Below are 16077 nucleotides of genomic sequence, written 5' to 3' on the forward strand. Positions count from 1 at the left end.
TGCCTCTAGCTGATATAAAAAAGCAGTGTGAGATGGCTCTCAACACTGCTTTTATTTCATTTTATTCTAAATCAATTCACAACACCATGATCCATGCTTAACGATAATCTTCAATTGGTGCACAAGAGCAATGCAAGTTACGATCCCCATACACATCATCAAGGCGTTTCACCGTCGGCCAATATTTATTTGCTTTTGTCTCTGCTGTCGGGAAAATGGCAATTTCACGGCTGTACGCATGGTCCCAGTCAGCAATCAGCTCAGCCTGAATATGTGGTGCATTCACCAGCGGGTTATCTTCCAGTAACCAATCACCTTCCGCCACTTTTCTGATTTCGCCGCGGATTGCCAGCATCGCATCAATAAAACGATCAATTTCAATCTTACTTTCTGATTCTGTTGGCTCAACCATCAGAGTTCCAGCGACAGGGAATGACATAGTTGGCGCATGAAAGCCATAGTCAATCAAACGTTTAGCAATATCCATTTCACTGATGCCGAATTCTTCTTTCAGTGGGCGAATATCCAAAATACATTCATGGGCAACGTAACCATCACGGCCGGTATAAAGGATTTCATAAGCACCTTTCAGACGAGCAGCAATGTAGTTTGCATTCAGGATCGCAGCCTGACTGGCTTGTTTCAACCCTTTTGCCCCCATCATGCGGATGTACATCCAGCTAATCGGCAGAACAGATGCACTGCCAAATGGGGCGGCTGATACGGCACCCGATGTGGTTAATGATCCCATTTCCACCACGGAATGCCCCGGAAGGAAAGGAGCAAGATGTTTTTTCACACCAATCGGTCCCATACCCGGACCACCACCACCATGCGGAATACAGAAGGTTTTATGCAGATTCAGGTGTGAAACGTCAGCACCAATAAAGCCCGGAGTTGTGATCCCAACCTGAGCATTCATATTTGCACCATCAAGATAAACCTGCCCACCATTTTGATGAATAATGTCGCAAATCTGGCGGATAGTTTCTTCATATACACCATGGGTTGATGGATAGGTAACCATGATACAAGCCAGTTCATCACGGTGTTTTTCCGCTTTTTCACACAGGTCCGCCAGATCGATATTGCCTTCTTTATCACAATTCACCACAATCACAGTCATGCCTGCCATATGTGCAGAAGCAGGGTTTGTGCCGTGGGCTGAGCTTGGGATCAGGCAGATATGACGGTGTTGTTCACCTCGGCTGGCGTAGTAATGACGAATTGCCAGTAAGCCAGCATATTCTCCTTGAGCACCAGAGTTTGGCTGCATAGATACCGCATCATATCCCGTCAGTAATACCAACCAATGTGAGAGCTGACTAATCAATTGTTGATAACCCTGCGCTTGTTCTGGCGGGCAGAAAGGATGCAGGTCAGTAAATTCAGGCCATGTGATCGGTATGATTTCAGCTGCTGCATTCAATTTCATTGTGCATGATCCTAATGGGATCATGGCCTGATTCAGTGCCAAATCTTTACGTTCCAGACTATGCATATAGCGCATCATATCTGTTTCGCTATGATAACGGCGGAAGGTATCATGTGTCAGAATTTCATCACTGCGCAGCATTGAAGCCGGTATGGATTGGCTGTTCTCTGATACTTCACTATCAAGAACATCAATATCTAACACAGTCTCAGAACCAGTTAAAACCTGATACAGGGTTATCAAGTCTTCACGGCTGTTTTTTTCACTCAATGACACGCCAACGGCACCAAGAATATCAGTCCGTAAGTTGATTTGTGCTTTTTCCGCTCGTGCCAGTACTAATGCCTTATCAGCGACTTCTACAGCCAATGTATCAAACCATGTTTTGTGACGTAGCGTTATACCCGCTTTTTGTAGACCCGCAGCTAAAATATCGGTTAATCGGTGAATGCGCCCCGCAATTCTTTTCAGACCTTCAGCACCGTGGTAAACCGCATACATACCAGCAATATTTGCCAGTAATACCTGTGAGGTACAGATATTGGAGTTCGCCTTTTCACGGCGAATATGCTGTTCACGTGTTTGCATTGCCATACGTAATGCCCGGTTGCCAGCGGCATCGCGGGAAACACCTATAATACGGCCCGGCATTGAGCGTTTATATTCGTCACGGCAAGCAAAGAATGCAGCATGTGGGCCGCCGTACCCCATTGGGACACCAAAACGCTGTGCTGAACCAAAGACAATATCAGCGCCCTGTTTACCCGGCGCAGTCAGCATAACCAGTGCCATAATATCAGCGGCAACACTGACAATAATTTTTTGCTGTTTCAGTTTTGCGACAAGATCACTGTAGTCATGGATCTGACCTGTAGTACCAACTTGTTGCAGCAAAACACCAAAAATACCCTCTAGTTCCAGTACTTTTTCTGCTTTATCAACAATGACATCAAACCCGAATGTTGCCGCTCGCGTACACACTACATCTAATATCTGTGGGTGAATATCATCAACTACGAAGAAACGCTCCGCATTTTTCAGTTTACTAACCCGTTTTGCCATTGCCATCGCTTCGGCTGCTGCGGTGGCTTCATCCAACAAGGATGCTGAAGCAAGATCTAATCCGGTCAGATCGATGGTGACTTGCTGGAAATTCAGCAAGGCTTCTAATCTCCCTTGAGAAACTTCAGGTTGGTAAGGCGTATATGCTGTGTACCAACCGGGATTCTCCAGTAAATTACGCAAGATAACTGGCGGTAGTATTGCGGGAGCATATCCCATACCAATGTAAGATTGATAACGTTTGTTCTGACCCGCTATTGCTTTCAGTTCAGCCAGTGCCTGTTGTTCTGTCGCACCTTCGCCTACTGCTGGTGGCTCTGGTAATGCGATATCGCGGGGAACAATTTTATTAGTGAGATCGTCAAGAGAGTTCGAGCCAACCATTGCCAGCATTTCTTTTTGCTGTTCAGCAGAGGAACCAATGTGGCGACGAATGAATTCACCTTGATTTTCAAGTTGGATTAGAGTCTGGATCATTGATAATAATTTCCTGAAACTAGCTAAAAACGGCACACATAAAAAACGCCCCACTCACTGTATGGCGTTGGCAACGTAGGTGATGTGGGGCGGTGATTACTACTCTTCTTCTTCCAATAGTGACCGATAACTTTCTGCATCCAGCAGGTTGGTCAATTCACTTTCATCAGTAACTTTGATGCGGAATAGCCAGCCTTCGTTATAAGGCTCGCTATTCACTAATTCAGGCGAACCTTCTAAAGCTGGGTTGACTGCGATAACTTCACCACTCAGTGGTGCGTAAATATCAGAAGCCGCCTTGACTGATTCAACGACTGCACAATCATCACCACTGTTTATGACCGCTCCGATTTCAGGCAAGTCAACGAATACCATATCACCCAATAACTGCTGAGCATGTTCGGTAATACCCACGGTATATTCGCCATTTCCTTCAGAGCGAATCCATTCGTGTGATTCGGTATATTTTAATTCAGTTGGTACATGACTCATCGGTTCCATCTCCTTATTTTTATTCATTAAAATGTTGCGACCAAAATCATCCTACAAGCGATTTTCCCATCCTGACAAAACCCGGCTTAACAACCTGAACCGGCATCTCGCGATTACGGATCTGAACAATCGCCTGCTCTCCAACCCCTTGCGGCACCCTGGCAAGGGCAATACTGAATCCTAATGTAGGTGAGAATGTTCCACTGGTAATAACACCAAAACGGACTTCACCCGTTTTATCTGTGAAACTAACTGTTAACCCACTGCGCAAGACGCCTTTTTCACGCATGATTAACCCAACCAATTGTTCTGTCCCTGCTTCACGCTGTTTCAACAGGGCTTCACGGCCAATAAATTGTCGCTCTTCCGGTGCCCATGCAATCGTCCAGCCCATATTCGCAGCCAAAGGTGAGATGGATTCATCCATTTCCTGACCATAAAGGTTCATACCGGCTTCAAGGCGCAGTGTATCCCGTGCGCCTAGTCCCGCTGGTTTAACACCTTCTTTCAGTAACTGCTGCCAAAAATTAACAGCTTGTTCGTGAGGCAATGCAATTTCATAACCCGCTTCACCGGTATAACCCGTAGTTGCGATAAATAAGTCACCAGATTGCACACCAAAGAAAGGTTTCATACCTGTAATGGATTGGTTTTGCTCATTATTTAACAAAGACTGAACTCTGGATTGTGCGTTAGGACCTTGAACTGCAATCAACGCCAAGTCATTACGAACAGTGACCTCAACAGGGTATTTTTCCGCATGTCGTTGGATCCAGGCTAAATCTTTTTCACGTGTCGCCGAGTTAACGATCATACGATAAAAATTATCAGTGAAAAAATAGACAATCAGGTCATCAATAACACCACCGGAAGCATTAAGCATACCGGTATAAAGCGCCTTGCCTTTTTCAGTCAGCTTAGCAACATCATTTGCCAGAAGATAGCGGAGAAAATCACGGCAACCTGTACCGTGCAAATCCATAATGGTCATATGGGAAACGTCGAACATACCTGCGTCAGTACGCACGGCGTGATGCTCGTCGATTTGTGAACCGTAGTGAAGGGGCATCATCCAGCCATGAAAATCCACCATGCGCGCCCCGCATGTCAGATGCTGATCATATAGTGGGGTGTGTTTTGACATTATTTCCCTCTTTCCATTTTTAACATGAAAACGTTCTTGATCTGAGTAACATACATACGGCGTATTAACCGGCAAATGTTGGATCATGAAGCAAAGAAGCGGTTAATGACGCAAACGATACCTTGGACTAGAAGTTATCACTGAAAATAGAAATGAACCATAAAATAAATTATCAACATAACAATGACACCTTCAAAAACCCTTCACTATCATGCGGAATTTTTTTCTATTTTATTGTGTGGGAACGCTAAAAAATGGCAGTAATATGTAAAAAATATTCTTTTTTTTATTACAAATAGACTAAAGTGTGAAGCAAACCAACTGAATACACTTTAGCCTGTTATAAAAAAAACTAATCCCAAACAAGAGGAAGAATTAGATTTTTTCAACTGAGGAGGTTTGAGTAATCAACCAATCCGGCAGATCATGAAGCCCCATCGCATGACGGAGTAATTGTGGCTTTACTCCGGGGAAACGGTTAGCCAAAGTCAGCCCTACATCACGAAATAATTTCTTGACAGGATTATTCCCATCAAATAGCTGCCGAAACCCCTGCATACCAGCCAGCATGACAGCCGCACTGTGTTTACGGCGACGCTCATAACGACCAAGATAGAGATATTGACCGATATCTTTGCCTTGCTGGTTCAAACGAATCAATTCTCCGATCAACTCTGCTACATCCATAAACCCCAGATTAACTCCTTGCCCGGCCAATGGATGGATTGTATGGGCTGCATCTCCCAATAAAGCTAACCGATGTGCAGCAAAATTACGAGCATAACGTCCCATTAACGGGATAGTCTGACGGTCACTGATCAACTCACACTGCCCCAATCGCATGTCAAAAGTGGCACTCAATTGCCGATTAAACAACGCAGTCTCCATTGTCTTGCGCTGTTGCGCCGCTTCCGCAGGCAATGACCAGACAATAGAACATAGATGAGGATCAGAAAGTGGCAGGAAAGCAAGAATACCATCTCCATGAAAAACCTGGCGCGCAACCCCTTGATGAGGCTCCACAGTACGAATAGTAGCGACCAATGCATACTGTTCGTAATCCCAGAAAGTCAGTGGGATATCTGCATGCTGACGTAACCATGATTGGGCACCATCTGCACCAACAACTAGCCGTGAAGTCAGCATTCGCTCATCGGACAGGGTAATAAAAGCTTCGTTTTCTCCCCAGGCAACATGCTTAAGAGAAGCAGGGGTAAACATAGTTACATCAGATAAACTTTCAGCCTGTTGCCAAAGAGCCTGCCGGATCACATTATTTTCGATAATATGTCCAAGATGATTGAGGCCATTTTCCGCCGCATTGAACTGAATACGACCGAAGCTATCTTGATCCCAAACTTCCATCCCCTGATAAGGGCTGACACGCATTGCGAGGAGTTTATGCCAGACACCGAGATGGGTTAATAACCGTTCACTGGCTGCATTGATGGCAGAAACACGCAACGCATGTTCATCATCGGTATGAAAAATACTGGTTGGTGGATGCTCTTCTACAATCGCAATGCGCAAGCCACTACCATGTAAACCACAGGCCAGCGCAAGGCCAACCATACCGCCTCCTGCGATCACCACATCAAATGATTGCATGTTTTTAATTCCTCTTAATCTGACTTATTCTGCCGTTGAACGATGGGCGCCCCAACCCAATGTCTGACGGGCCAGTGTGCCCTTTATCAGTGGCAACATTTCCATCACCATCAGGCCAAGATTGCGTCCGATTATCAACGGAAAGTAGTCATTGGCAAACAGCCGAACCAACCCATCAGTAATACCGATAGTTGCCTCACGATCTGCAAAACGTTGCTGTTGGTAACGAGTCAGAACGTTATAAGAGCCGATATCGTGCCCCTCAATCGCAGCAGCTGAAATAACCTGAGCTAATGCCATTACATCACGCATACCTAAGTTAAAACCCTGTCCTGCAATTGGATGCAGAGTTTGGGATGAATTACCTACTAATGCCAAACGATGGCTGATCTGCTGATTGGATGTAGATAAGGCCAGCGGGTAACTGTGCCGTTGACCTGTTTCCAACATTTTTCCCAGACGCCAGCCAAACGCTTTTTGCAGTTGATGGAGAAACTCGGCATCTTCCCACTGATTAATCTCCGCCCATTTATCTAATGAGTGACACCAGACTAACGAGCTACGCCCTTCTGACATTGGCAACAGTGCCAACGGGCCATGTTCAGTAAAACGCTCAAATGCCCGGCCTCGGTGATGTTCAGATGTCAGGACATTGGCAATGATGGCAAACTGACTGTAATCCTGCCGCTGCCACGGGATATTACAGGCTTTTGCTACGGAAGATTGGCTTCCATCCGCAGCTATCAACAGTTTTCCCGTAAGTTTTTTGCCATTATTCAAGGTAATAGAAACTGCAGTGTTCAGACGCTCAACAGCATTCACTTTAGCCGGACAATAAAGTTTGATATTCGGTGCTTGTTTTAATAAATCAAACAGACGGCTTCCGGCATCGTGCAACTCAATCACGTTACCCAATACCGGAATGTCATAATCGTCAGCCCGGATATTGACAAAACCGCTACAACCGCGGTCACTGACATGAACGTGAGTAATTGGGGTCACACAATCTCTAAGTGCAGGCCAGACACCAATCTGACTCAAACGCTGACATGTGCCATAAGCTAAAGCAATCGCCCTTGCATCAAAACCCGGATGTTCTTGTGTTGGCTCTGCTGCTTCAACTAAGGAGATTTGCAACTGCCCCCGGCTCAAAGAAGAAATAGCAAGCGCTAATGTTGCACCAGCCATCCCTCCTCCCACGATAATCACGCTCATTATGACTTGGCTTCCTGATGACTGTAACCCGGTTTTGCCTGTGCCATCAGTGCTTCAATTTCATCAGGATCTTTAACAACATACTCCGTCAAATTCTCATTGCCTGATTCTGTAATCACAATATCGTCTTCAATACGGATACCAATACCACGGTATTCCGACGGCACATCAGCATCCGGTGCGATATACAACCCCGGTTCAACAGTGAGTACCATACCAGGTTCCAGAATGCGATCACGATCAATACCGTAATGCCCCACATCGTGGACATCCAGCCCCAACCAATGGCTTAAACCATGCATGAAAAATTGGCGATAGGCATTGGTCTCAATCAAATATTCTACTTCACCATGCATAATGCCTAGTTTAACCAGCTCTTCAACCATGATGCGAACAACCTGCTCAGTCACTTCACGAATGCTAGTACCCGGCTTATAAAGTTCAAGGGAAACATTGATGGATTTCAGCACAATGTCGTAAATTTCTCGTTGAGGACGGGTAAATTTGCCATTGACCGGAAACGTCCGTGTAATGTCCCCCGCATACCCTTCATATTCACAACCTGCATCGATCAACACTAAATCACCATCTTTCATACGACGGTCGTTTTCTGTGTAATGCAGAATACAAGCATTTTCTCCTGCACCAACAATAGTGTTATAAGCAGGATATCGCGCACTGTGATAGGTAAATTCATGGTGAATTTCAGCTTCAAGCTGATATTCAAACATATTCGGACGGCAGCTTCGCATAGCTCTGGTATGTGCTTGAGCACTGATTTTCCCAGCTTTGCGCATGATTTCCAATTCAGCTTCTGATTTAAACAAACGCATTTCATGCAGCCACGGACGCCAGTCTGCTATTATTGACGGAGCACTGAGATTACGGCGGCTATTCTTACGCAACTTATCCAGAGCACTGAATACGATCTTATCAGCATATTCAAATTCCCCCTGAGAGTGATAAACCACATCTAACCCATTCAGCAAGAGGTAGAGTTGTTCATCAATATCATTAAATGGCAAAGCACGATCCACTGCCAGTTTTTCTGGAGCGGCTTCCTGCCCAAGCCGACGACCAAACCAGATTTCTGCAGTAAGATCACGCACTCGATTAAACAACACACTGTGGTTGTGAGTTTCATCGCTTTTGATAAGAATAAGAATAGCTTCTGGTTCATTAAATCCAGTCAGGTAAAGAAAATCACTGTGCTGACGATAAGAATATTCACTATCTGAGTTGCGTGTCGCAGGCGGGGCCGCAAAAATAATGGCCGCACTGGCCGGTGCCATTTTTGACAATAATACCTGACGACGGGATAAATATTCTTGTTTAGTCATACCCTCTCCTGCAATCTCGTTATTATTAATAATTAGTTAATTACCAATCAATGCAGCGTTGGTTTTTCATCTTTTTTCGTTGTATTACCTGCTTTTTTGGACGTCGCCAATGCAATGTAACAGAGCTGCACTGCAACACGGACATATTCCAATACTTCTTCCAGTGCCTGAGATAGCTCTTCTTGATCTTCGCCTTCGTCGTATCCCAACATACCTATATTGCGTAAATCAGTAATAACTTCCTGAATTTCTTTTTTTTCTGTTATTTTTGGATCTGCAACTCCCAATCCCAACAAGAAATGGTTTACCCATCCTGCCAACGCGTCAGCACATGCAAAAACACCAGCTTCATCATCAGGAAGCAGTAAATTAAAATTAAAGTTACTATCATCTAATGATTCGAAAGTGACTTCATACAATTCTCTGATTGACTGTGCGAGTATCTGTGAAAATGCAAGACCATCATTAGCGAGATCATGTACAAGAGTCTGCCAGCTACTGTCGTGATTTCCACCACATAATAAACCACTTATTAAGCCATGCATCTCTGCGGCTGTCAGTGCAACGGACTGTTGATGCAAAATTTCATCAAATGATTGATAATTAGGTAATGAGTTTTGTATAGACATGTATATTGATCATCGTTGGCGATATAAGTTCATGCTATGCTACCATCAAGGGGAGTCGCTATACCAGACAACATAATCAGGTTGTCTTTTGGTATTGTACGGTAATGATTGGTGTCGGCCTTATTTTTATACCAAAATATGTTTTTTTACCCCCAATAAATTTCGAGTTACAGCTAATAACATATAGCAACTTGAAAGCTAAAGGGTGTATATCAGAATTAAGGTATCAACAAAGGTTCGATACAGTAATAAATCAGGAAGGTGTCATGTCTGCACAACCAGTAGATATTCAGATTTTTGGGCGGTCATTACGTGTCAATTGTCCACCAGAGCAGATAGAAGCATTGCAAGCTGCGGCGGAGGAACTTGATCAGCGTTTGCATAACCTCAAAGAACGCACCAGAGTGACTAACACTGAGCAACTGGTTTTTATTGTGGCACTGAATATCTGTCACGAGTTAGCACAAGAAAAAATGAAAACCCGTGATTATTCCTACAATATGGAACAGAAAATTAAAATGCTCCAGCAGACTATTGAGCAAGCCTTATTAGAGCAAGGTAATAAAATTAGCTGACCATCTACCTGTCAATAAACAGATCTTTGTTGATAAATCAGGCAGTAGTCACGATAGATGAATATAACCAGTTGCTTTCTCCATTTAGTTACATACAATAGGTCACATGATGTTACTTAAAACCAAATAGGTAGGCTCCTGATTTAATGGTTCTCTGCCAATGGTTTAAGTGATAAAAAATTTTCTCTGAGGTGTTCGTGTGCAGGGAAGTCCCCTGAGCCGATATTTCATATCTATAGAATGTGGTGCTCCGTTTCTTGTGAGCATGCTTGGCCAGACCAAGAAGCCTAATAGGGGCGACTCCACGTTCACCTTGAACCAAGGGTTCAAGGGTTACCACCTGTAACGGCATCTTGGAGAATCCTATCTATCTGTTTTGTATCCTTTTCTGCACTACTAAATAGGCAGGTATCATGCAATCAGATTCTTTTTTTTCTCTCCGAAAAAGTATCAGACAAAAAATACGACAACTACGTAAAAACCTTTCTCCTGAACAACAACTGCAATTTGCTCTACAGGCTGCCGAGCGAGTCATGGCTCATCCCAAGATCCTTCAAGCGGAGAAAATTGCCCTGTATCTCTCTTTTGACGGAGAATTAGATACACGTCCATTGATTCAACAACTTTGGCAGCAAAATAAACAGGTTTACTTACCAGTATTACATCCTTTCAGTCGGAATCACTTATTGTTCTTACGTTATCAACCTGAAACTTCTCTTGTCCGCAACCACTTTAATATAGAAGAACCATCACTGGATGTCAGGCAGGTTTTACCTATCTCTGAACTGGACGTTATGTTTATTCCTCTGGTTGCTTTCGATCTTACAGGACAACGCTTAGGCATGGGAGGAGGGTTCTACGACAGAACGCTTGCCAAATGGCAACAGAAAAATTTTTATCCGATTGGGCTGGCACACAATTTTCAGTTAATTAATGCACTACCCAGTGCAAGCTGGGATATTCCATTACCAGAAATTATCACACCAGAAAAAATATGGCATTGGCCGGGATAATTGTAGAGGACTGAGTTTAGCAGATTAGTTTGAGGGCTATTGTTTCTTCAATAGCCCTTATTTTATTTGGTTACGTGTTTTTCACCTAATTCACTTGTTCATTCAATTAAGTACAGCTCGCCTTAGTAAAGCAGACGGGAGCGGATAGTACCTGGTAAGGCTCTGAGTTGTTGTAAAACTAATTCAGCCTGAGCCGGATTTTGCGTCATGATATCGATAACCACATAACCAATATCACCTTCAGTACGCAGGTATTGTGCTTCAATATTGATTTCCTGATCGGTGAAAACCTGGTTGATGCTGGTTAAGATACCCGGACGGTTTTCGTGGATGTGCAGTAATCGATTAGTATCCTTAGCGTGCACTGGCAGTGAAACTTCCGGGAAATTAACCGCTGACAGTGTAGAACCGTTGTCAGAATATTTGACCAACTTTCCAGCAACTTCATAACCGATATTCTGTTGCGCTTCTTGCGTGGATCCACCGATATGTGGCGTCAGCAGTACATTATCAAATTTAATTAATGGGGAGACGAAAGGCTCGTTGTTGGTTGCCGGTTCCACGGGGAATACATCAATCGCAGCACCGGCAATATGCCCAATTTCTAACGCATTAACTAATGCAGGAATATCGATAACAGTACCGCGTGAAGCATTGATTAAAATTGAACCCGGTTTCATCAGCTCTAATTCTGCCGCCCCGATCATATTTTTGGTTGAAGATGTTTCAGGAACATGCAGACTCACAACATCACTCATATTTAACAATTCAGATAAATGATGAACTTGTTGAGCGTTCCCCAGTGGTAATTTATGTTCAATATCAAAGAAGTAGACATTCATACCGATGCTTTCAGCCAGGACACTAAGTTGTGAGCCGATATGACCGTAACCGATAATGCCTAATTTTTTGCCACGTGCTTCATAACAACCCGCAGCCTGTTTGTGCCATTCCCCTTTATGAGCTTTGGCATTGACTTCTGGAACACGACGCAATAACAGCAGCAATTCTCCCAATACCATTTCAGCTACTGAGCGTGTATTGGAAAACGGCGCATTAAATACGGGAATACCGCGTCTTGCTGCGGCGTTCAGATCAACCTGATTAGTGCCAATGCAGAAACACCCAACTGCAACCAATTTTTCAGCAGCAGCAAAAATTTCTTCGGTTAACTGAGTACGGGAACGGATCCCCACAAATCTGGCATCGCGGATCGCTTCTTTCAGCGCTTCCGGTTCTAATGCGCCTTTATGATACTCAATATTGCTGTACCCTGCTGCCCGCAAATTGTCTACTGTGCTTTGATGAACGCCTTCCAGCAGCAGAAACTTAATTTTATCTTTTTCTAAAGATACCTTAACCATTTATCCGCCTTATTTGTACTAATTTTCGTAATGCCGATAGGTTTCACTAAAATAACAAAAAAAACGTCAACAGCAATACAATCGTTTGCCTGTAAAACAGCATAAGAAACAATAAAAAAGTTGTTACGCAAAGTAAAACTTTTAGTTACGAGATAAATATAGAACTTTGAGTGATAATTAAACAAATATACAATATATATATCTGAATTTTATTTTTTGAATATAAATCAGAAAATTTTTTAAGGGCAGAATATTCTGCCCTCAACTAATAATTACTCTGCAACCGTTTTTACACCATTAGCTGTACCAACCAGTACGACATTCGCACTACGGTTAGCAAATAAGCCAACAGTTACCACACCAGCAATAGCATTAATTGTGTTTTCTAATTCGATTGGGTTAAGAATGGCAAGATTATGAACATCCAAGATGACATTACCATTATCAGTGACAACGTTCTGACGGTAAACCGGAGTTCCTCCTAATTTCACCAACTCACGGGCAACATAAGCACGTGCCATCGGAATAACTTCAACCGGTAACGGGAATTTACCCAATATATCAACCAGCTTGGATTCATCAATGATACAAATGAATTTCTTTGCCACAGCAGCAATGATTTTCTCTCTGGTCAATGCTGCTCCACCACCTTTAATCATTTGCATGTTGCCATTAATTTCATCAGCACCATCAACATAAATATCCAAAGAATCAACTTCATTACAGTCAAACACAGGAATGCCAAGACTTTTCAATTTCTCCGTTGATGCTTCCGAGCTGGATACTGCACCTTCAATTTTGTCTTTCATCGTCCCCAACGCATCAATAAAATGAGATGCTGTTGAACCTGTACCAACCCCAACAATGGTTCCCGGTCTGACATACTCCAGTGCTGCCCAACCTACCGCTTTTTTCAATTCGTCCTGTGTCATATCAATTACTGCCTATAATTAATTACAAGAAAAATCCAGCCGCCAGTATAAACAATATTTTATCTTATCCTGTGAAAAAATATGGCATAGTGCTACCTAGACCCAAAAATCGTTTGAACACACAATATAGTACCCAGATATTCAAAGAGAAGAGTAAAAACGGAGAACCTGATTTTCGATGAAACGCCCTGATTACCGATCCCTACAAGCGTTGGATGCCGTGATCCGTGAACGCGGTTTCGAACGTGCAGCACAAAAGCTTTGTATCACTCAATCCGCAGTATCCCAACGTATCAAGCAATTAGAAAATTTATTCGGTCAACCGTTATTGGTTCGTACCGTTCCCCCGCGCCCTACAGAGCAAGGGCAAAAACTGCTTGCGTTATTACATCAGGTAGAATTGCTCGAAGCACAATGGCTTGGTGATGAAAATGGTAATGATACTCCTTTATTGCTCTCTCTTGCCGTCAATGCGGATAGTCTGGCAACCTGGCTCTTACCGGCACTTCATCCTGTGCTTTCCGATTTACCTATCCAGCTCAATATTCAGGTGGAAGATGAAACACGTACACAAGAAAGCCTGAGACGTGGGGAAGTTGTTGGTGCAATCAGTATTCAATCACATCCCCTACCAAGCTGTCTGGTAGATAAGCTAGGTGCTCTTGATTATCTGTTCGTCTCCTCTCCTAAATTTGCTGAACGTTTTTTCCCCAATGGAGTAACTCGCTCAGCTTTATTGAAAGCCCCTGCTGTTGCATTCGATCATTTGGATGATATGCATCAGGCCTTTTTGCAACAATATTTTGATTTATCACCGGGCAGTGTGCCTTGCCATATCGTTAACTCGTCCGAAGCGTTTGTTCAATTGGCAAAACAAGGATCGACATGTTGCATGATCCCCCATTTACAAATCGACAAAGAATTGAAGGCAGGTGAATTGGTTGATTTAACCCCCGGCTTGTGCCAACGCCGTATGCTTTACTGGCACCGTTTTGCCCCGGAAAGCAGCGCGATGAGAAAAGTGACTGACGCCCTGTTAAAACTAGGACGCCAGATGTTACGTCAGGAAGATGATGAAACTAATTAACGCTGTAACTCAAAAACTGCATCAACATGATCAGAAAACTCTATGCTCTGCGGTTCATAAGTTTCATCAGATGAATTTTCCGCAGAAGCCGCAGATATTAAAGCTGATTTGAATTGCAACCGACTCATTGGAAAAGGCACCGCTTCAGGCGGACGATAAGTGATGCTATATACGGAACCTAACTTACTGTTAAAACCTTTTGCTAATTCAGTTGCCTGTTGAATCGCATTCGCAATTGCTTTCTGTCTGGCTGCATCACGATAGCGCTGAGGATCGGCTACGCTGAACTGTACGGAATTAATTTCATTTAATCCCGCTTTCAAGGCTCCATCCAACAGTGTATTCAGTTGATCCAGCTTACGAACTTTGACTTCAACTGAGCGGGAAGCGTCATATCCCGTAAGCGTTGATTTGCCTGTTTTCTGATCATACTGATATTCTGGCTGAGTCCGTATATTGGCTGCATTAATATCTTTCTTTTCGATACCATTCGTTTTCAAAAAATCAAAATATTTTGCAACACGCTCATCCACTTTTCTCTTCGCATCTGCTGCACTTTTCTGACTCACTTTCACATGGATCAACAAAGTCGCCATATCTGGAGCCGCTTTGATTGTCGCATTACCAGAAGTTGATACATGCGGGGTGGACGGTAATTCCGCAGCCGAAGCTGTCATACATGACAAACTGCCTGCAGCTAACATAACAGCAAATATCAGTGAGTTACGTTTCACTAAAACCTCCTTTCGGATATACCCTTTATCTATTAGGTACACAGCAAATAAATAAGTATTTTCTACAGAATTCTCATATTAAGACAAGCTGCTTTCAGAAACATTAGCACACTATATTTATAAAGAACCATATTTATAAAGAACTATATTTATAAAAAACGGTTTGAATTATAAAGAAGTATTTAAATTATAAAGAAATGTTTAATTTAATTAAAAATTTGTAATTCTTGCTTAAACAAATTCCATGCGATATACCACATCACACAACCAACAAATAAGTTAATGATGCGCTGAGATCGTGGCTGATTAAGAATTGATGAAAACCATGCAGCCAGAATAGCCAATGCAAAGAACCAACTGATGGATGCGGTAACTGCACCGGCAGTAAACCACGGTTTGTGTTCCGCTGATAATTGTCCTCCAATGCTACCTAATACAACGAAAGTATCCAGATAAACATGAGGATTCAACCAGGTTACTGCAAATAATGTCACAATAACCCGCCAGCGGCTTTGAGCCAGAGTTTCTGTGCTGGAGAATGCAATATCCGTTGATAATGCCAGCCGAAAAGCCCCCCATCCGTACCATAGCAAAAATGCAACGCCTCCCCATGTTACAGCTTGCAACAGAAATGCTGACTGCCCAAGCAAGGCACTACCCCCAAAGACTCCTGCCATGATAAGAATAATGTCACTGATAGAACATAATGCGGCACTCATCAAATGAAAGCGTTTTTTACTACCCTGCTGCATCACAAAAACATTTTGTGGTCCAAGTGGAATAATCATTGCGGCACTGAGAAAAAAGCCCTGAATCAATGTTGAAAACATGCAAAAATTCCTAATATTTATTCAATCAGATAAGTTCTATCTACATATTAGGAAAATTCATTCATTAGCAGAAATAAATATTTCTTATCTATCATTAAAGAAACTTATAGAGTAATTAAAAGGTATTGGGAGAAACAGAG

14 protein-coding genes and 1 other RNA gene are annotated in these 16077 nt (G+C 43.1%); 4 read left to right on the forward strand and 11 right to left on the reverse strand.

Translation table 11 applies throughout. The annotated features are described in order from the left end of the window. Window positions 1-97 precede the first annotated feature (97 nt). From gcvP to Xind_RS12540, 7 genes are all read right to left on the reverse strand, one after another. Window positions 98-2974 (reverse strand): aminomethyl-transferring glycine dehydrogenase, encoded by a 2877-nt coding sequence (gcvP, locus tag Xind_RS12510; protein ID WP_187650155.1) that lies wholly within the window; start codon window positions 2972-2974, stop codon window positions 98-100. A gap of 99 nt (window positions 2975-3073) precedes the next feature. Next, window positions 3074-3466 (reverse strand): glycine cleavage system protein GcvH, encoded by a 393-nt coding sequence (gcvH, locus tag Xind_RS12515; RefSeq protein ID WP_038270074.1) that lies wholly within the window; start codon window positions 3464-3466, stop codon window positions 3074-3076. Window positions 3467-3512: 46 nt separating this feature from the next. Then, window positions 3513-4610, reverse strand: a complete 1098-nt coding sequence (gene gcvT, locus Xind_RS12520; RefSeq protein ID WP_187650156.1) for a glycine cleavage system aminomethyltransferase GcvT — start codon at window positions 4608-4610, stop codon at window positions 3513-3515. 375 nt (window positions 4611-4985) lie between these two features. After that, complete coding sequence (gene ubiI, locus Xind_RS12525) at window positions 4986-6218, reverse strand: FAD-dependent 2-octaprenylphenol hydroxylase (protein ID WP_187650157.1); 1233 nt, start codon at window positions 6216-6218, stop codon at window positions 4986-4988. Window positions 6219-6242: 24 nt separating this feature from the next. Next, a complete protein-coding gene (gene ubiH, locus Xind_RS12530) occupies window positions 6243-7433 on the reverse strand; it encodes a 2-octaprenyl-6-methoxyphenyl hydroxylase (protein ID WP_187650158.1) in 1191 nt (396 codons plus the stop codon). Then, window positions 7433-8773: a Xaa-Pro aminopeptidase gene (gene pepP, locus Xind_RS12535; protein WP_047681859.1), complete on the reverse strand. Its 1341-nt coding sequence runs from the start codon at window positions 8771-8773 to the stop codon at window positions 7433-7435. Before pepP ends, ubiH begins: the two co-directional genes overlap by 1 nt. Window positions 8774-8820: 47 nt before the next feature. Then, entirely contained in the window at window positions 8821-9402 is a 582-nt protein-coding gene (locus Xind_RS12540; protein WP_047681856.1) for a YecA/YgfB family protein, read from the reverse strand. Between the two features lie 266 nt (window positions 9403-9668). On the opposite strand from Xind_RS12540, the gene zapA reads away from it, so the two are divergent. The 3 genes from zapA to Xind_RS12555 all read left to right on the forward strand — a co-directional run bounded on the left by zapA (window position 9669) and on the right by Xind_RS12555 (window position 10990). Further along, window positions 9669-9977, forward strand: a complete 309-nt coding sequence (gene zapA, locus Xind_RS12545) for a cell division protein ZapA (protein ID WP_038270060.1) — start codon at window positions 9669-9671, stop codon at window positions 9975-9977. Between the two features lie 180 nt (window positions 9978-10157). Then, window positions 10158-10341: non-coding RNA, 6S RNA (gene ssrS / locus Xind_RS12550), on the forward strand. A gap of 49 nt (window positions 10342-10390) precedes the next feature. Next, complete coding sequence (locus Xind_RS12555; protein ID WP_187650159.1) at window positions 10391-10990, forward strand: 5-formyltetrahydrofolate cyclo-ligase; 600 nt, start codon at window positions 10391-10393, stop codon at window positions 10988-10990. 122 nt (window positions 10991-11112) lie between these two features. Here Xind_RS12555 and serA read toward each other — a convergent pair whose 3' ends face one another. Beyond that, window positions 11113-12354: a phosphoglycerate dehydrogenase gene (serA, locus tag Xind_RS12560; RefSeq protein ID WP_047681848.1), complete on the reverse strand. Its 1242-nt coding sequence runs from the start codon at window positions 12352-12354 to the stop codon at window positions 11113-11115. Between the two features lie 272 nt (window positions 12355-12626). After that, window positions 12627-13286: a ribose-5-phosphate isomerase RpiA gene (rpiA, locus tag Xind_RS12565; RefSeq protein WP_187650160.1), complete on the reverse strand. Its 660-nt coding sequence runs from the start codon at window positions 13284-13286 to the stop codon at window positions 12627-12629. A 178-nt stretch (window positions 13287-13464) separates the two neighbouring features. Here rpiA and Xind_RS12570 point away from each other — a divergent pair, with 178 nt between their 5' ends. Next, window positions 13465-14373 carry a LysR family transcriptional regulator ArgP gene (locus tag Xind_RS12570; RefSeq protein ID WP_047681842.1) on the forward strand — a complete coding sequence of 303 codons (909 nt, stop codon included), beginning with the start codon at window positions 13465-13467 and terminating at the stop codon, window positions 14371-14373. On the opposite strand, the gene Xind_RS12575 is transcribed toward Xind_RS12570, so the two are convergent. Continuing rightward, a complete protein-coding gene (locus Xind_RS12575) occupies window positions 14370-15107 on the reverse strand; it encodes an oxidative stress defense protein (protein WP_047681839.1) in 738 nt (245 codons plus the stop codon). The two genes, Xind_RS12570 and Xind_RS12575, sit on opposite strands and share 4 nt — an antisense overlap. A 206-nt stretch (window positions 15108-15313) precedes the next feature. Continuing rightward, window positions 15314-15937, reverse strand: coding sequence for an arginine exporter ArgO (argO, locus tag Xind_RS12580; RefSeq protein WP_047681836.1), 624 nt, complete (start codon window positions 15935-15937; stop codon window positions 15314-15316). Window positions 15938-16077: the final 140 nt, after the last annotated feature.

Origin of the sequence: Xenorhabdus indica, from assembly GCF_014467235.1 — a bacterium.
In the GTDB taxonomy this organism is placed as follows: domain Bacteria; phylum Pseudomonadota; class Gammaproteobacteria; order Enterobacterales; family Enterobacteriaceae; genus Xenorhabdus; species Xenorhabdus indica.